This window comes from Vannielia sp. SX4 (assembly GCF_052828525.1).
The window spans coordinates 4,088,042-4,105,000 of record NZ_CM128247.1 but is presented as its reverse complement, the minus strand read 5'-3'; the positions used below and the strand labels follow the sequence as shown (position 1 = coordinate 4,105,000).

The following is a 16,959-nucleotide window of genomic DNA, read 5'->3' as shown; positions in this document are numbered from 1 at the left end:
CGTGAGGGAAAGGTGAAAAGCACCCCGACGAGGGGAGTGAAACAGTTTCTGAAACCGGACGCCTACAAGCAGTCGGAGGAGCCTCGAGCTCTGACGGCGTACCTTTTGTATAATGGGTCATCGACTTGGTCTAACATGCAAGCTTAAGCCGTTAGGTGTAGGCGCAGCGAAAGCGAGTCTTAATAGGGCGAATGAGTATGTTGGATCAGACCCGAAACCGAGTGATCTAGGCATGGCCAGGTTGAAGGTGAGGTAACACTCACTGGAGGACCGAACCCACATCTGTTGAAAAAGATCGGGATGAGCTGTGCCTAGGGGTGAAAGGCCAATCAAACTCGGAGATAGCTGGTTCTCCGCGAAAACTATTTAGGTAGTGCGTCATCCGAATACCCCGGGGGGTAGAGCACTGGATGGGTAATGGGGCCCCACAGGCTTACTGATCCTAACCAAACTCCGAATACCCGGAAGTACTAGATGGCAGACACACGGCGGGTGCTAACGTCCGTCGTGGAGAGGGAAACAACCCTGACCTACAGCTAAGGCCCCCAATTCATGGCTAAGTGGGAAAGCAGGTGGGACGACCAAAACAACCAGGAGGTTGGCTTAGAAGCAGCCATCCTTTAAAGATAGCGTAACAGCTCACTGGTCTAGATAAGTTGTCCTGCGGCGAAGATGTAACGGGGCTCAAGCCATGAGCCGAAGCTTAGGATGCGCATAGCGCATGGTAGCGGAGCGTAGTGTGACATAACTCCACGCCTTTCATACATCCTCCGGGGTGTATCGAAGGCAAGGAGTTTTCTGTGAAGCCGGCCTGTGAGGGATCCGGTGGAGAGATCACTAGCGAGAATGATGACATGAGTAGCGACAAACAGGGTGAGAGACCCTGTCGCCGAAAGTCCAAGGGTTCCTGCTTAAAGCTAATCTGAGCAGGGTAAGCCGGCCCCTAAGGCGAGGCAGAAATGCGTAGCCGATGGGAACCACGTTAATATTCGTGGGCCAGGAAGATGTGACGGATCCCGAAGGTAGTTCATCCTTATCGGATTGAATGGGCTGCTTAGGGGTTCCTGGAAATAGCCTTCCATCAGACCGTACCCTAAACCGACACAGGTGGACTGGTAGAGAATACCAAGGCGCTTGAGAGAACGATGTTGAAGGAACTCGGCAAAATACCTCCGTAAGTTCGCGAGAAGGAGGCCCGGGTTCAAGGCAACTTGGATCCGGGGGCACAAACCAGGGGGTGGCGACTGTTTACTAAAAACACAGGGCTCTGCGAAGTCGCAAGACGACGTATAGGGTCTGACGCCTGCCCGGTGCCTGAAGGTTAAAAGGAGGAGTGAGAGCTCCGAATTGAAGCCCAGGTAAACGGCGGCCGTAACTATAACGGTCCTAAGGTAGCGAAATTCCTTGTCGGGTAAGTTCCGACCTGCACGAATGGCGTAACGACTTCCCCGCTGTCTCCAACATCGACTCAGCGAAATTGAATTGCCTGTCAAGATGCAGGCTTCCCGCGGTTAGACGGAAAGACCCCGTGCACCTTTACTACAGCTTCACACTGGCATCAGGCACAACATGTGCAGGATAGGCGGTAGGCTTTGAACCAGGGACGCCAGTTCCTGGGGAGCCTTCCTTGAGATACCGCCCTTGTTCTGCTTGATGTCTAACCGCGGTCCGTTATCCGGATCCGGGACCCTGTGTGGCGGGTAGTTTGACTGGGGCGGTCGCCTCCCAAAGAGTAACGGAGGCGCGCGAAGGTTGGCTCAGAGCGGTCGGAAATCGCTCGTTGAGTGCAATGGCATAAGCCAGCCTGACTGCGAGACTGACAGGTCGAGCAGAGTCGAAAGACGGCCATAGTGATCCGGTGGTCCCGAGTGGAAGGGCCATCGCTCAACGGATAAAAGGTACGCCGGGGATAACAGGCTGATGGTGCCCAAGAGTCCATATCGACGGCACCGTTTGGCACCTCGATGTCGGCTCATCTCATCCTGGGGCTGGAGCATGTCCCAAGGGTACGGCTGTTCGCCGTTTAAAGAGGTACGTGAGCTGGGTTTAGAACGTCGTGAGACAGTTCGGTCCCTATCTGCCGTGGGTGTAGGATACTTGAGAGGAGTTGCCCCTAGTACGAGAGGACCGGGGTGAACGATCCACTGGTGGACCAGTTGTCGTGCCAACGGCAGTGCTGGGTAGCTATGATCGGAAAGGATAACCGCTGAAGGCATCTAAGCGGGAAGCCCCCCTCAAAACAAGGTATCCCTGAGGGCCGTGGTAGACCACCACGTCGATAGGCCGGAGATGTAAGTGCAGCAATGCATTCAGTTGACCGGTACTAATTGCCCGATAGGCTTGATTTGATCCAGTAACAGCAAGGCCGTTACTGATCGAAAGCCGTACTACACACACAGTTCTTGACTTGGATGATGGTTTCTTTCTCGGTTTGGTGGTCATAGCGCGAGCAAAACACCCAGCTCCATCCCGAACCTGGCCGTTAAGTGCCGTAGCGCCGATGGTACTGCGTCTTAAGACGTGGGAGAGTAGGTCGCCGCCAAACCTAGTAAGAAATCATCCGCCGTATCTCTCGAAACGATGACCAGCGCGAAAGTTCGGAAGCAGCAATCGCGCACCCAAGTGTCGCGGGGTGGAGCAGCCCGGTAGCTCGTCAGGCTCATAACCTGAAGGTCGTAGGTTCAAATCCTACCCCCGCAACCAATTCCCAATATCAAGAACATGTTAAAAATCCCGCCTAAACACGGTGCGTGTTTCTGACCCTTTGAAGGCTGTCGTTGCGAGAGCGGCGTACAGTCCAGAAGCTCGGCTGAAGAGGTGGTCCGTTTAAGGGGAAGGGCGTATTAGCGCTGTCGTGGCAGCACTTTCTGCGCCTCCCTCACGATTTGCGGTCACCATCATACTGAATAGCGCTGACCGCGCCGTGTCGCCCATTTTCGAGGTCTAGTCGCGTTCACTTCGTGCTCGGCCTGAGTTCCCGGACACGATCAATGGGACCAATTGGTTTCCTGCCAATAAAAAGGCCCGCCAGATTGGCGGGCCTTTTGCGTTTCAATTTGGACAGTTTCAGAAATGAACGGATAGCGAGTCGAGAGGAGTTTGCTTGGGAGGCGCAAACTTGGTCAGGTCAATCCCCTTCACCGCCTCCTTGTACTCAGACAGGGTCGGAGTCCGGCCAAGAATGGCCGACAGCACGACCACGGGGGTCGACGCGAGCAGAGACTCGCCCTTCTTGGTATCACTGTCGGCAACCACACGGCCTTGGAACAGGCGGGTCGATGTGGCCAGCACCGTATCACCCTTGGCGGCCTTCTCCTGGTTGCCCATGCAAAGGTTACACCCCGGGCGCTCGAGGTAGAGAATGTTCTCATACTCGGTTCGCGCCTTGGTCTTCAGATTGAAGTCGTCGAACTCGAAGCCGGAGTAACGCTGCAGGATCTCCCAATCGCCCTCTTCTTTTAGCTCATCGACGATGTTGTAGGTCGGCGCGGCGACGACGAGCGGCGCATTGAACTCGACCTTGCCGGTCGATTCCTCAAGGTTCCGCAGCATCTGGGCCACGATCTTGATATCGCCCTTGTGCACCATGCAGGAGCCCACGAAGCCGAGATCGACCTTTTTCTCCGCCATGTAGTAGGAGATCGGGCGAATGGTGTCGTGGGTATAGCGCTTGGAGACGTCGGCGTTGTTCACATCCGGGTCTGCAATCATCGGTTCGTCGATGGCGTCGAGATCCACGACCACTTCGGCATAATACTTGGCGTTGGCATCCGGCTTCAGCGCCGGCTTTTCTCCCGAGCGAATCTGAGCAATACGCGCTTCAGCGATATCGATGAGCTTGGCGAGCATGCCGTTGTCATGCTCCATGCCCTTGTCGATCATGATCTGGATGCGGTTCTTTGCCAACTCCAGCGACGCGATAAGCGTGTCGTCATTGGAGATGCAGATCGAGGCCTTGGCCTTCATCTCGGCAGTCCAGTCGGTGAACGTGAAGGCCTGGTCCGCCAACAGCGTGCCAATGTGCACTTCGATGATCCGGCCTTGGAACACGTTGTCGCCGTGCTGTTTGAGCATTTGCGCCTGGGTGGCGTGGACGACATCGCGGAAATCCATGTGGTCCGCCATTTCGCCCTTGAAGGTCACCTTCACCGATTCCGGGATCGGCATGGAGGCCTCGCCGGTCGCCAGTGCCAGCGCCACTGTGCCCGAGTCGGCACCGAAGGCCACGCCTTTCGACATCCGTGTGTGGCTGTCGCCGCCGATGATGATAGCCCAGTCGTCCACGGTGATATCATTAAGCACCTTGTGGATCACGTCGGTCATCGCGTGATACTCGCCCTTCGGGTCGCGCCCGGTGACGAGGCCGAATTTATTCATGAATGCCATGAGCTTGGGCGTATTGGCTTGAGCCTTGGCGTCCCAGACGGAGGCGGTGTGGCAGCCAGACTGATAGGCGCCGTCCACGGCGGGCGACAGCACGGTCGCGGCCATTGCCTCCAGCTCTTGAGCCGTCATTGGCCCGGTGGTGTCCTGGCTGCCAACGATGTTGACCTTGACCCGAACATCGGAGCCAGCGTGCAGCACTTTGCCCGGGGTCGCGCCGAGTGCATTGGCGTTGAAGATTTTCTCAACCGCGGTCAGGCCCTGACCTTCATGGCTAACCTCTTTGGAGGGTGCAAACACCGGGGTGGGCTCAACGCCGAGGATTTCGGCCGCCGTGGTTTGGAGCTTTTTGCCGAAGACGATGGCATAAGAGCTGCCTGCCTTCATGAATTCGAGCTTCTGAGGCGTGAAGGACGACGACATGTCGACCAGCTCTTCGCCGTCTTCGTCGTAGAGCTTCTTTTCCTTGGTGTTGATCGTCAGCACCTTGCCGGTCTCGACAGAGTACTTCTGTTCGAGGATCGGATTGCCATCATTGCCGAGGATCGGCTTGCCACCGTCGCCGATCTTTTTGACCCAGTTCTTGAGATCGACCCCGATGCCACCGGTCACGCCAACTGTGGTGAGGAAGATCGGCGAGATCCCGTTCGTCCCGGCCACGACAGGCGCGTAGTTGACGAAGGGCACATAGGGGGAGGCCTGCTTACCGGTCCAGAGCGCCACGTTGTTGACGCCCGACATCCGCGAGGAACCAACACCCATGGTGCCTTTTTCGGCGATGAGCATCACCTGCTTGTCCGGGTGCTGCAGCTTGAGTGACTCGATGTGCTTCTGAGCGGCCTCGTCGCACATGCATTTGCCGTGTAACTCGCGGTCGGCGCGGGAGTGTGCCTGATTGCCGGGGGAGAGCAGGTCGGTCGAGATATCGCCCTCGGCGGCAATGAAGGTCACGACCTTGATCTCTTCTTCGACCTCTGGGAGCGTGGTGAAGAATTCTGCCTTGGCGTAGCTTTGCAGGATTTCCGTGGCCACTGCGTTGCCAGCCTTGTGGGCGGCTTCGAGCCGGTCCGTATCTGCCTCGTAAAGAAACACTTGGGTCTTCAGCACATCAGCGGCTTGCCGGGCAATCGCAGCATCGTCACCGAGCGCAAGGTCCAGCAGCACCCGCACTGAGGGTCCACCTTTCATGTGAGACAGCAGCTCAAAGGCAAAGTCGGAGGTGATCTCGGGCACCACGGAGGTGCCGAGGATGATCTCTTTCAGAAACTCAGCCTTGACCCCTGCGGCAGAGGTCGTGCCGGGCAGGGTGTTGTAGATGAAATAGTTGAGCGAGTCCTTGCGGTGCGCGTTGCCCGCATCCTTGATCTGGGCGATGATCTCGCCAGTCAGTGCGCCGTCATCGATGGGCTTGGGGCTCAGACCCTGCTCTTTTCGGGCGGCGATTTCTTCAAGATAACTGACGTAGAGGCTCATCGGCGTTCCTCGTTGCTTGTTGCGAATTGGCGTGCAGCGCTGTCGGTCACGGACGGCCGGACCAGTCTGTGTGCAATAGTATACAATGCGGCGTCTACAACCAAGTCGCAGCTACTGCAAGCATTAGCCAATTGGCGCGAATTGTCATGGTGGCCGGGCGCCGATGACGACCTGACCCTCCCGATTTCCGATCCAGATGCCCGAAGGAAGGGCAGAACCCAAGGCAGAAGCCGAGTCGCTGGGCGGTCCCGAAAAGGGGCCACCAGATTGCAGACGCAGGTTCTAGACCGCGCCGAGATTAACCGACGATCAGCTGCTTGATCTGAAGCGCTTCCAGCTCAAGCTGGTTCAGCCGGAAGTTCACGGCGTCGCCAATGGTGATGAGCCCGATCAGCGATGTGCCTTCAACGACCGGCATATGCCGGAAGCGGCCTTTCGTCATCCGGGTCAGAACCGTCACCAGAGGCTCGTCGGCGGTGCAGGTCTCAACGTCGCGAGTCATGACCTCTTCGACCTTCTTGGGCAGGGTGTGGCCGGGCGTGTCCGCCAGCTTCCGCACGATGTCGCGCTCCGAAAGGATGCCCACGAGCTCGCCATTCGCATCGGTCACCACGAGCGCACCGATCCGGTGATCGCGCAGCTGGTCGACGGCTTCGTGCAAGGTCTGTTGCGGACGAATGGCGTGAACGGTCGCATCCTTGCTGTCGAGCACATCCTGCACCCGCGCATTCGAGACGCTGGTGTTGCTCTCGACTGACTGGCTCGACGTGCGTTTCTCCTCGTCGTCCTTGCGCAAATGAGGGCGGTATGACTCGGGCATGTGATCAGTTCCTCGCTTGTCCTGCCAATGGTGGCCGTGTCAGACAGCCTAGACCGGAACCGGGCAAGGATGCGCGTAAAAAGTGTTTGAAGATCAGATTCTCTCACCCGCGGTGGCGACGACCATCTTTGTGATCGTTTGTCTCGCGGGCTATCGCTATCGCGCCGTCTGGAAGGCGGAGGGGCCGCGTTGGCAGCTTTGGCTCTTCGGGGTAATCGCGGCGGCAGGCCTGCTCACTCTTGCCTTCGTTCCGCTTGCGGTGCCGGGCTAGATCAGCCTGCGGCGCCAGCCCGTTCGAGCATTTTGCGCGCGCGGGGGCAGTGCCCCAGGCGCTCTTTCAGCGGGCTGTCTGGGTCGATTTCCTTGTGGCACACAAGGCATTGATCCGCATCGCCGATGGCGTTCAACCCGCCGCAGCTTCCCTTGATCCGCCGGCCGGAGAAAATCACGCCGACGGCCATACCCAGCATCACGAGGCCGAGGATGACAAATGTCAGCAGTGCGGTTTCCATGGGCAAGCGCCTTTCGGTCAGGCTTGCAAAGAAGCGTAGTGGCTGCTGGTGGCAGTTGTGAAGCCCTCGCCGGGTTCACGATCGATGAACACAACGGCAAGTCCGCGCTCTTCGGCAATTTCCATGCCGCGTTCGCGCCCCAGCACGAGCATCGCAGTGGACCATGCATCGGCCATCATGGCGCTCTCGGTCAGCACGGTTGCCGACACGGTCTTGTGCAGGATCGGGCGGCCGGTGGCCGGGTCGATGATGTGAGAGTAGCGGTTGCCACCATCTTCGAAGAAGTTGCGGTAATCGCCCGAGGTGGCCATCCCGAGATCAGTTGCATCGGCGACAGCGTGCAGCGCACGGTCGCCCGCAACGGGGGACTCGATCCCGATCTGCCAAGGCAGGCCACTCGCATTGCGACCGGAGGCATAAAGGTCGCCGCCGATCTCGACCATGAAGTCGGTGAGCCCAAAGCCACGAACCGCCTCAGCCACACGGTCGACGCCATGGCCCTTGCCGATGGCCGGCAGGTAGATCTCGGCGCCGCTCACGGATTTGGTCAGCGTATCACCGGTGAGGGTCAGCATCCGCTCTTGCCCGGTGCGCGCCAGTGCTTCGGCGACATCGGTATCGGCAGGCACGTGAGGTGCGGAGCCGGTGGAGCCGAAGCCCCAAAGCTCAATCAACGGACCCACGGTCACATCGAACCGGCCAGCGCTTGCACGGTGCACATCATCGGCGGCGCGGAGCACACCGGCGAGGGCCGGGGAGAGAGCCATCGGCTCGTTCGCCGACGCAGCATTGATCCGCGAAACTTCGGAGTCAGCGTCCCAGTTGGACATCTGCACGTTGACCTCGGCCAGCGCGGTCTTGATCGCGGCATCCAGCGCCTTCTCGTCGATACGGGCACTCCCTGGAATGGCGACGACATTATAGGTCGTGCCCATGGTAGAGCCGCTCAGCTTGAGCACCTCGGCCCCTGTCTTGCACGCTGCCAGAGCGGCTGCGGAGAGAATCAGAAAAGACCTGCGGTTGATCATTGGGATGCCGGACACGAGAAATGCCTCCTCAGAAAGCTTGCGCGCAGAACGCTGTGCCTGCATATGGCGTCGAGTTTGCGGCTGCAAGCGAGGCGCGGGCAAAAAACTTTATAAATATTCGCCCGGTTGGTGTTTCGTTCTCCGCCGCATCGTTGCACAAGGTATGAAAAACGGATGGCGATCCAAGTGCAGAACTACACTTTGAAGCGAGGCCTCGATCTTCCGATAGAAGGTGCGGCAACCAGCGGAGCGGCTGAGGCCGTGACTGTCAGCACCGTCGGGCTGCTCGGGGCAGACTATATTGGGCTCAAGCCACGCCTGGGTGTTGCCGAGGGCGACGTTGTCGCCCGTGGCGCGCCCGTGCTGGCCCACAAGGACAATCCCGATGCGCAGATCACGTCGCCGGTCTCTGGCCGCGTGAAGGCTATCAACCGCGGTGCACGGCGCAAGCTCATCAGCGTCGAGATCGAGGTCAATGAGGGCGCTGCAGAGCCGCTGGACTTTTCACAAGTTGGTGATGCTTCAAATGCCGATGGTGTCGTAGAGCGGCTTTGTGTTGCCGGTCTCTGGGCCTCCTTCCGGACCCGTCCCTATTCGCATGTGCCACTCGTCACCGATCGGCCCGCGGCCATTTATGTGACCGCGATGGACACCGAGCCATTGTCTCCCGACCCTGCGCCGATCATCGCAGAAGAGACTGAGGCCTTCACTCGGGGCCTTGAAGCGGTCGCGCTGCTCACCGAGGGCAACACCTATCTGTGCCATGCCGCAGGGAGCGAAATCCCGGGCGCGGATGTAGCCGGGGTCACCGCTGCCACGTTTTCCGGCCCTCATCCGGCCGGCTTGCCCGGTACCCACATGCACTTTCTCGAGCCACCGAGGGTGGACCGGTTTGTCTGGACCGTCGGCTATGCCGATGTCATCGCCATCGGTCGCCTGTTTCTCACCGGCAAGCTCGACACCACGCGGACGATCGCAATCGTCGGCCCGCTGTCGGCTCAGCCGCGGCTGGTCAAAACCGTCGTCGGCGCGTCGCTGGCCGAACTATGCGAGAGCGACAACCCGAACGGTCTCCCGATCCGCATGATCTCGGGTTCGGTGCTCAGTGGCCGGGCCGGCGAGGGTGTGGATGGCTACCTGGGCCGCTACGCCCGGCAGGTCACGCTGATGGAAGAGGATCACAAGCAGATCCCGATGGGGTGGATCCGGCCGATGTCGTCCAAGTTCGCCTTCCAACCTGTGCTTGGCTCGGCCTTCAGCCGAAAGCTCTACGACCTGACCACCAACCTCAACGGCGGGCGCCGGGCGATGGTGCCCATTGGCACATTCGAAGAGCTGATGCCGCAGGACTTCCTGCCGACTCAGCTCCTGCGCTCGCTTCTGGTGATGGATACCGATCAGGCCCAGGCGCTCGGCGCGCTTGAGCTTGACGAGGAAGACCTCGGGCTTTGTGGCTTTGCCTGCCCCGCCAAGTATGAATACGGCATGGCGCTGCGCGACTGTCTGACCAAGATTGAAAAGGAAGGCTGAGCCATGGGTTTGCGCAGCTTCTTCGACCGCATCGAGCCGCACTTTGTGAAGGGCGGCAAATACGAGAAGTGGTTCCCTGTCTACGAGATGGTGGAGAGCTTCCTCTACACCCCCAAGACGGTGACCACCGCCGCGCCTCACGCGCGCAGCTACATCGATATGAAGCGGATAATGACCTACGTGGTGCTCGCCACGGTGCCATGCATTCTCTTTGGCCTCTACAACACCGGGCTGCAGACCAATCTAGCGATTGCTGAGCATGGCGCATCGGGTTGGCGGGCGGCGATCATCGACGGGCTGGGCATTGGCTTCAACCCGGCCAACCCGATCGCCAACATGCTGCACGGGCTGATGTATTTCTTGCCGATCTATATCGTGACGCTCGCCGCAGGTGGCGCTTGGGAGGTGCTTTTTGCCACGATCCGGCGGCATGAAGTGAACGAGGGCTTTCTCGTGACCTCGATGCTCTACACGCTGATCCTGCCCGCCTCGACGCCGCTCTGGCAGGTCGCGCTGGGCATTTCTTTCGGCGTGGTGATCGGCAAGGAAGTCTTTGGCGGCACCGGCAAGAACTTCCTGAACCCTGCGCTGGTGGGCCGAGCATTCCTCTATTTTGCTTATCCTGCATATATGTCGGGCGATACGATCTGGACCCCGGTTGATGGTTTCTCGGGCGCAACCGCGCTCTCCATCACCGCCTCCGAAGGCCCGGCTGCGCTGCCCGAATACGGGATCACATGGATGGATGCCTTCATCGGTACGATCCAAGGCTGCATCGGTGAAACCTCGACCATCGCCTGCCTGATCGGCCTCGCATTCCTGCTCGTGACCAAGATCGCCAACTACCGGATGGTCGTAGGCTGCTTGCTTGGCATGATTGCCTTCTCTTCGCTCCTCAACTGGATCGGGTCCGACAGTAACCCGGCCTTCGCAACACCGTGGTATTGGCACCTTGTCATCGGCGGCTACGCCTTTGGCCTCGTCTTCATGGTGACGGAGCCGGTCTCGGGCTCGCACACCAACATGGGCCGTTATATCTATGGCGCGCTGATCGGGTTCATGGTCGTGATGATCCGTGTGGTGAACCCGGCCTTCCCCGAAGGCATGATGCTCGCCATCCTGTTCGGCAATGTCTTCGCTCCGCTGATCGACTACTTCGTCGTGCAGGCCAACATCCGCAGGAGGGCCCGCCGCCATGCCTGACAAGGACAACCAGACCAATCAGGGGGAAGCCGACTTCACCCCCGAGATGAACCCGCCAGACCGTGACCTGCCCGCGCCCGAGGGCGAGGTGGTGCAGGGCGGTGGCTTCTTGCGCCGTTTCCTCGATACGCCGGCCGACAACACGGTAAAGACTGTGGTCGTGGCGCTGGGCCTCTGCCTCGTTGCCTCAATGGTGGTGTCAGCCGCCGCTGTGTCGCTGCGCCCCTTGCAGGAACAGAACGCAGCGCTCGACAAGCAGGTGAACATCCTTCAGGTCGCCGGCCTATACGAAGACGGCACCGATGTGGCCGAAGCGTTTGAGCAGTTCGAGCCCCATGTGCTTGAGCTCGAAACCGGCGAATTCGCCGATGGCGCCGATGTGGAAGGCCAGCTGCTGGACCCGCTCACTTTCGATGACCGCGCCGCAGCCGAGGATCTGACCCTTTCGGCCCCGCTGGATGATGACCCGGCCAGCATTGGACGGCAGGCGAATTACGTCACCGTTTATGTGCTGCGCAACGCCGACGGCAGCCTCGATAAAGTCGTGCTGCCCGTCTACGGCTACGGCCTCTGGTCGACCCTCTATGGCTTCATGGCCATCGAAGAGGACGGCAACACCATCTACGGCCTCCAGTTCTACGAACACGCCGAGACCCCAGGCCTCGGCGCCGAGGTCGACAACCCCCGCTGGAAGGCGCTTTGGCGCGGCAAGGAGCTGCGCACGGAGGATGGTGACGGCGAGCTGGCCATTACCGTGGCCAAGACCCCGCCGCCGCAGGGGCAGGAATACTTCGTTGATGCGCTCTCGGGCGCGACGCTCACCTCGCGCGGGGTCGACAACCTCGTGCGCTTCTGGATGAGCGAGCGCGGTTTCGAGCCGTTTCTGGAACGCGTGAGGGCAGGAGACATCTGATGGCACAGACCTACCGGACCATGCTCGTCGACCCGATGGTCGACAACAACCCGATCACCCTTCAGGTGCTGGGCATCTGCTCGGCACTGGCGGTGACATCCTCGTTGCAGGTGGCACTGGTGATGACCATCGCCGTTACTCTGGTGACGGGCTTCGCATCGATGTTCATCTCGGTGCTCCGCAGTCAGATCCCCTCGTCGATCCGGATCATCGTGCAAATGATCATCATCGCGTCGCTCGTGATCGTGGTCGATCAGGTGCTCAAGGCCTACGCCTACGAGATCTCCAAGACGCTCTCGGTCTTCGTAGGCCTGATCATCACCAACTGCATCGTGATGGGCCGGGCCGAAGCCTTCGCCATGAAGAACCCGCCGATCGCCTCCTTCATCGACGGTGTGGGCAACGGCCTGGGCTACGGGTTGATCCTGATGCTGGTGGGCTTCATCCGGGAGCTCTTCGGCTCCGGGTCGCTCTTCGGCATCACCATCCTGCAAACCACCAACAACGGCGGCTGGTATGTGCCCAATGGCTTGCTGCTCCTGCCGCCCTCGGCCTTCTTCGTGATCGGCCTGCTGATCTGGGCCTTCCGCAGCTGGAAACCCGAGCAGGTGGAAGAGCGTGAATACCGCATCCAGAGCGTGGAGGCGCACTGATGGAAGAGCTTCTCTCTCTCGCCGTAAAGGCCATCTTCGTCGAGAACATGGCGCTGGCCTTCTTCCTCGGCATGTGCACCTTCCTCGCCGTCTCCAAAAAGGTCGCCACGGCCATGGGCCTCGGTATCTCGGTGATCGTCGTGCAGTCGATCACCGTCCCGGCCAACAACCTGATCCTGACCTACCTGCTGGCGCCCGGTGCGCTGGCATGGGCCGGCTTTCCGGATGTCGATCTCACCTTCCTTGGCCTGATCTCCTACATCGGGGTGATCGCCGCGATGGTGCAGATCCTTGAGATGATCCTCGATAAGTACTTCCCGCCGCTCTACAACGCGCTGGGCGTCTTCCTGCCGCTGATCACCGTGAACTGCGCCATCCTCGGCGGTTCGCTCTTCATGGTGGAGCGCGACTACGACCTCGCCCAATCCACAGTGTATGGCGTCTCGTCCGGCTTTGGCTGGGCGCTGGCGATCACCGCAATGGCGGGCGTGCGCGAAAAGCTGAAATACTCCGACATTCCCGACGGGCTGCAGGGCCTTGGGATCACCTTCATCAGCGCCGGACTGATGGCCATGGCCTTCATGTCCTTCTCCGGCGTAAATCTCTGAGGGCGGCGCGATGGAAACCTTTACTCTCGGCGTAGCCCTCTTCTCGGTCATCGTCATCGCGCTGGTGACGATCATCCTCGCCGCCCGTTCGCGGCTGGTCTCTTCGGGGAACGTCAACATCACCATCAACGGTGAAAAGACCATCAGCGTCCCCGCCGGTGGCAAGCTGCTACAGACCCTCGCGGCCGAAAAGCTCTTTGTCCCGTCGGCCTGCGGCGGTGGCGGCACCTGTGCACAGTGCCGCGTGCGGATTCACTCCGGGGGCGGCTCAATCCTGCCCACCGAGGAAAGCCACATCACCAAGCGTGAGGCCTCCTGCGGTGACCGGCTCTCGTGCCAGGTCGCGGTCAAGCAGGACATGGAAGTCGAAGTCCCAGAAGAGGTCTTTGGCGTCAAGAAGTGGGAGTGCACCGTGCGCTCCAACGAGAACGTGGCCACCTTCATCAAGAACCTCGTGCTGGAACTGCCTGAGGGGGAAGATGTGAACTTCCGCGCCGGTGGCTACATCCAGATCGAGGCCCCGGCGCACCGCGTCAAATACACCGACTTCGCCGTCGAGGAGGAGTATCGGGAGGACTGGGACAAGTTCAACATCTGGCAGTACGAGTCGGTGCTCGACGAGCCGATCGAGCGCGCCTACTCGATGGCCAATTACCCGGACGAGAAGGGCCTGATCATGCTTAACGTCCGGATCGCCACGCCGCCGCCGCGCACCGAGGGCATCCCGCCGGGCAAGATGTCGAGCTATATCTTCAACCTGAAGCCCGGCGACAAGGTTACCATCTCCGGCCCGTTCGGCGAGTTCTTCGCGCGCGACACGCCCAAGGAGATGGTCTTCATCGGCGGCGGTGCGGGTATGGCCCCGATGCGGAGCCATATTTTCGACCAGCTCAAGCGGCTCGAAAACCGGGATCGCAAGATCACCTTCTGGTATGGCGCCCGCTCCAAGCGCGAGATGTTCTTTGTCGAGGACTTCGACCAACTGGCCGAGGAGTTCGACAATTTCGAGTGGCACGTGGCGCTCTCGGATGCTCTGCCCGAGGACGACTGGAAGGGCTACACCGGCTTCATCCACAACGTGCTCTACGAGGAGTACCTCAAGGATCACCCTAACCCCGAGGACTGCGAATACTACATGTGCGGTCCGCCCATCATGAACCAGTCGGTCATCAACATGCTGCTGGAGCTTGGGGTCGACCGCGAAGACATCATGCTGGACGACTTCGGCGGCTGATCCGCCCTGATCATCGAGATATTGCGGGGATGCAGGCAAAGGCCTGCGTCCCCGCTTCGCTTTCCGGGCTGTCCCTTGCGCGCTCGCTTTAAGTGAAGTTCTGCTAACAGAATCATTAAGTTTTCGAATTTGTCGTGCCCCGGTGAAGTCGCTACCAACGGGCGCGGGTAGTGTGCCCGCCCTAGAGGGAGGAGCCACGCCATGAACGTTCAGACCGAAACCAAAATCGACCTGCGCCGCATGGCCCATGCGATCCGCTTTCTTTCGATGGATGCGATCGTTCGTGCTGCCGATGGCCACCCGGGCACCCCGCTTGGCGGCGCTGACATCGCGACCGCGCTCTTCACCCGCCACCTCAAGTTCGACGCCGCGAATCCCACTTGGCCGGACCGTGACCGCTTCGTTCATTCCGCCGGCCACGGGTCGATGCTGCTCTACTCGCTGCTGTGCCTCTGCGGGTATGAAAAGATCGACATGGAGCAGGTAAAGAACTTCCGGGTTCTCGGCTCCCATACCGCCGGCCACCCCGAATATGATCCCGAAGCCGGGATCGAAACCACGACCGGCCCGCTAGGGCAGGGGATTGCAAATGCCGTCGGCATGGCCGTGGCCGAGCGAATCCTGAATGCCAAGTTTGGTGACGGCATCGTGGACCATTACACCTATGCCTACACTGGCGATGGCTGCCTGATGGAGGGCATCGCCGCCGAGGTCATCGCGCTGGCCGGTCACCTTAAGCTCGGGAAGCTGATCTTCTTGTGGGACGACAACCGAATGACCGACGATGGCCCGACCGATCAGGCTGTTTCGGAAGATCAGGTCAACCGGTTCGAGAACAACGGCTGGCACGTGCAGGAGGTCAACGGCCACGATCCTGAGGCGGTGGCGGAAGCGATTACCGCAGCCAAAACCGATGATCGCCCCAGCATGATCGCCTGCCGCACCTTTATCGGCTTCGGTATCCCGCGCATCCAGAACGATCGCGCCGCGCATGGCGGCAAGATCACCACTGAAGATACCGACGCCGCCCGCGAGAGCCTAAACTGGCCCCATGCGCCGTTTGAGCTGCCCTCCGAGATCCATGCCGCTTGGCGCGAAGCTGGCGCCCGCGGCGCCTCCGAGCGCGAGGCTTGGGAGGCTCGGCTGAATGCGCTGGACGCTGAGACCCGCGCGGAGTGGGATAGGTTGATGGCGGGCGATCTCCCGGCAGGTTGGGAAAGCGTGCTTCATGCAAAAAAAGCCGAGCTTGCCAGCGCCGGTCCGCTGCCCGGAATTCGTGCATCGGGAGAGATGGTCGCAACGGCCGCCGAGGCCATCCCCGAGCTGATCTCGGGCGCCCCCGACCTTGAGGCCGCCACCCAGCACAAGCGCCAACTCGCCCCCTTCACGGCTAACGACCGCTCTGGCCGTTACATCCACTACGGTGTGCGCGAGCACGCAATGGGCGCGATGATGAACGGGATGACAGTGCATGGCGGCATCGTCGCGATGGGTACGACCTTCCTCGTGTTCTCCGACTACATGCGCCACACGCTCCGAATGGCGGCGCTCATGCGGATCCCGGGCCTCTTCGTCTTCAGCCACGACAGCATCGGCATCGGCAAGAACGGCCCGACACATCAGCCGGTTGAATACCTCGCCTCGCTCCGCGCCTACCCGAACATGTGGACAATCCGGCCCGCCGATGCCGTCGAGATGGCAGAGGCTTGGGAACTGGGGCTGAAGCACAAGACAGGGCCTACCTCCATCATCTGCTCCCGTCAGCCTCTCGACGTTGTGCGCGCCGATGCTGGACCCGAGAATCGCTCCGCCAAAGGTGCCTACGTGCTCGCAGAGGCCGAAGGCCCACGCCAGGCGACGATTCTGGCAACCGGCAGCGAAGTCGCCGTAGCCCTCGCTGCCCGCGAGCTATTGGCGGGCGAGGGCATTCAGGCCGCCGTCGTCTCCATGCCCTGCTGGGAGGTCTTCGAGGCGCAGCCCAAAGCCTACCGCGACGAGGTTCTGGGCAACGCGCCGCGCGTGGCTGTCGAGGCTGCAGTTCGCTTTGGGTGGGACCGCTACATCGGCGCCGACGGCGTTTTCATCGGCATGGAAGGGTTCGGCGCGTCGGGGGATTACCCCGACTTGTTCGAGCATTTCGACATCACGCCTGAGGCCGTTGCAGAGGCCGTGAAACGCGGTCTCTGACACCTTCCGCCGATCACGAGGATGTGCGCGTCGACCCCTCTGGCGCTTGCCAGAATTTCTGCCAATGTCCGCGCCGCGGCGGCCAATGGGGCCGCTGCTTGCAGCTATGGAGATGCACATGAGACGAGTGGCATTTGGCGCTCTTCTCGCCGCTTTCGCGGCCCTTCCCGCCCTTGCCGAAGTCGAGATGATCGACACCGACGGCGACAGCATGGCCTCGTTCGACGAGATGGCCGCTGTCTACGAGGGCTTCACCGAAGAGCAGTACGGCGCTCTGGATACCGACGGCGATGGCCTCCTCAGCGATGAAGAGCTGGTTGCCGCCATCGACGGAGGCACTCTGGAGACCCTCGGCGACTGAGCCGCGCAGGCAACAAAAAGGGCCGCGACGCTTGCGCCGCGGCCCTGATCATTT

Annotated in this window: 13 protein-coding genes, 1 tRNA gene and 2 rRNA genes (1 of these 16 running past the window's edge); 12 read left to right on the top strand and 4 right to left on the bottom strand. The window is 60.5% G+C overall.

Annotation, left to right across the window (positions count from 1 at the left end; genetic code table 11):
• The 3 genes from ACUXVX_RS20365 to ACUXVX_RS20355 all read left to right on the top strand — a co-directional run.
• A 23S ribosomal RNA gene (locus ACUXVX_RS20365) occupies positions 1-2,348 on the top strand; it begins 483 nt to the left of the window's first position.
• Between the two features lie 82 nt (positions 2,349-2,430).
• A 5S ribosomal RNA gene (gene rrf, locus ACUXVX_RS20360) occupies positions 2,431-2,545 on the top strand.
• 81 nt (positions 2,546-2,626) lie between these two features.
• Positions 2,627-2,703 (top strand) — tRNA-Met (locus tag ACUXVX_RS20355).
• Positions 2,704-3,066: 363 nt separating this feature from the next.
• On the opposite strand, the gene ACUXVX_RS20350 is transcribed toward ACUXVX_RS20355, so the two are convergent.
• A complete protein-coding gene (locus ACUXVX_RS20350) occupies positions 3,067-5,856 on the bottom strand; it encodes a bifunctional aconitate hydratase 2/2-methylisocitrate dehydratase (RefSeq protein ID WP_446309722.1) in 2,790 nt (929 codons plus the stop codon).
• Between the two features lie 298 nt (positions 5,857-6,154).
• Positions 6,155-6,676, bottom strand: coding sequence for a CBS domain-containing protein (locus tag ACUXVX_RS20345; protein WP_222496670.1), 522 nt, complete (start codon positions 6,674-6,676; stop codon positions 6,155-6,157).
• An 82-nt stretch (positions 6,677-6,758) separates the two neighbouring features.
• On the opposite strand from ACUXVX_RS20345, the gene ACUXVX_RS20340 reads away from it, so the two are divergent.
• Entirely contained in the window at positions 6,759-6,947 is a 189-nt protein-coding gene (locus ACUXVX_RS20340) for a hypothetical protein (RefSeq protein WP_446309721.1), read from the top strand.
• A gap of 1 nt (position 6,948) precedes the next feature.
• Here ACUXVX_RS20340 and nqrM read toward each other — a convergent pair whose 3' ends face one another.
• Entirely contained in the window at positions 6,949-7,188 is a 240-nt protein-coding gene (gene nqrM / locus ACUXVX_RS20335) for a (Na+)-NQR maturation NqrM (protein ID WP_222471872.1), read from the bottom strand.
• A gap of 17 nt (positions 7,189-7,205) precedes the next feature.
• A complete protein-coding gene (locus tag ACUXVX_RS20330; protein WP_446309720.1) occupies positions 7,206-8,216 on the bottom strand; it encodes an FAD:protein FMN transferase in 1,011 nt (336 codons plus the stop codon).
• Between the two features lie 186 nt (positions 8,217-8,402).
• On the opposite strand from ACUXVX_RS20330, the gene ACUXVX_RS20325 reads away from it, so the two are divergent.
• The 8 genes from ACUXVX_RS20325 (at position 8,403) to ACUXVX_RS20290 (ending at position 16,905) form a co-directional block, all read left to right on the top strand.
• Positions 8,403-9,746, top strand: a complete 1,344-nt coding sequence (locus ACUXVX_RS20325; RefSeq protein ID WP_446311574.1) for a Na(+)-translocating NADH-quinone reductase subunit A — start codon at positions 8,403-8,405, stop codon at positions 9,744-9,746.
• A 3-nt stretch (positions 9,747-9,749) separates the two neighbouring features.
• Positions 9,750-10,949 carry an NADH:ubiquinone reductase (Na(+)-transporting) subunit B gene (locus ACUXVX_RS20320; protein ID WP_222471874.1) on the top strand — a complete coding sequence of 400 codons (1,200 nt, stop codon included), beginning with the start codon at positions 9,750-9,752 and terminating at the stop codon, positions 10,947-10,949.
• Between the two features lie 46 nt (positions 10,950-10,995).
• A complete protein-coding gene (locus ACUXVX_RS20315; RefSeq protein WP_446311573.1) occupies positions 10,996-11,862 on the top strand; it encodes a Na(+)-translocating NADH-quinone reductase subunit C in 867 nt (288 codons plus the stop codon).
• A complete protein-coding gene (locus ACUXVX_RS20310; RefSeq protein WP_222471876.1) occupies positions 11,862-12,515 on the top strand; it encodes an NADH:ubiquinone reductase (Na(+)-transporting) subunit D in 654 nt (217 codons plus the stop codon). Before ACUXVX_RS20315 ends, ACUXVX_RS20310 begins: the two co-directional genes overlap by 1 nt.
• Complete coding sequence (gene nqrE / locus ACUXVX_RS20305; RefSeq protein WP_222471877.1) at positions 12,515-13,123, top strand: NADH:ubiquinone reductase (Na(+)-transporting) subunit E; 609 nt, start codon at positions 12,515-12,517, stop codon at positions 13,121-13,123. The genes ACUXVX_RS20310 and nqrE overlap by 1 nt, the downstream gene beginning before the upstream one ends.
• A gap of 10 nt (positions 13,124-13,133) precedes the next feature.
• Positions 13,134-14,357, top strand: a complete 1,224-nt coding sequence (gene nqrF, locus ACUXVX_RS20300) for an NADH:ubiquinone reductase (Na(+)-transporting) subunit F (protein ID WP_446309719.1) — start codon at positions 13,134-13,136, stop codon at positions 14,355-14,357.
• Positions 14,358-14,558: 201 nt separating this feature from the next.
• A complete protein-coding gene (gene tkt / locus ACUXVX_RS20295; RefSeq protein WP_446309718.1) occupies positions 14,559-16,544 on the top strand; it encodes a transketolase in 1,986 nt (661 codons plus the stop codon).
• Between the two features lie 118 nt (positions 16,545-16,662).
• A complete protein-coding gene (locus ACUXVX_RS20290; RefSeq protein ID WP_446309717.1) occupies positions 16,663-16,905 on the top strand; it encodes a hypothetical protein in 243 nt (80 codons plus the stop codon).
• The last annotated feature ends 54 nt before the right edge of the window (positions 16,906-16,959 follow it).

What these genes read in the sequence shown, in the direction of transcription:
- ACUXVX_RS20330 (WP_446309720.1), bottom strand. Translation starts at nt 8,216, where the DNA reads ATGATCAACCGCAGGTCTTTTCTGATTCTCTCCGCAGCCGCTCTGGCA.
- nqrF (WP_446309719.1), top strand. Translation starts at nt 13,134, where the DNA reads ATGGAAACCTTTACTCTCGGCGTAGCCCTCTTCTCGGTCATCGTCATC.
- ACUXVX_RS20290 (WP_446309717.1), top strand. Translation starts at nt 16,663, where the DNA reads ATGAGACGAGTGGCATTTGGCGCTCTTCTCGCCGCTTTCGCGGCCCTT.
- ACUXVX_RS20315 (WP_446311573.1), top strand. Translation starts at nt 10,996, where the DNA reads ATGAACCCGCCAGACCGTGACCTGCCCGCGCCCGAGGGCGAGGTGGTG.
- ACUXVX_RS20350 (WP_446309722.1), bottom strand. Translation starts at nt 5,856, where the DNA reads ATGAGCCTCTACGTCAGTTATCTTGAAGAAATCGCCGCCCGAAAAGAG.
- ACUXVX_RS20345 (WP_222496670.1), bottom strand. Translation starts at nt 6,676, where the DNA reads ATGCCCGAGTCATACCGCCCTCATTTGCGCAAGGACGACGAGGAGAAA.
- ACUXVX_RS20320 (WP_222471874.1), top strand. Translation starts at nt 9,750, where the DNA reads ATGGGTTTGCGCAGCTTCTTCGACCGCATCGAGCCGCACTTTGTGAAG.
- ACUXVX_RS20310 (WP_222471876.1), top strand. Translation starts at nt 11,862, where the DNA reads ATGGCACAGACCTACCGGACCATGCTCGTCGACCCGATGGTCGACAAC.
- nqrM (WP_222471872.1), bottom strand. Translation starts at nt 7,188, where the DNA reads ATGGAAACCGCACTGCTGACATTTGTCATCCTCGGCCTCGTGATGCTG.
- nqrE (WP_222471877.1), top strand. Translation starts at nt 12,515, where the DNA reads ATGGAAGAGCTTCTCTCTCTCGCCGTAAAGGCCATCTTCGTCGAGAAC.
- tkt (WP_446309718.1), top strand. Translation starts at nt 14,559, where the DNA reads ATGAACGTTCAGACCGAAACCAAAATCGACCTGCGCCGCATGGCCCAT.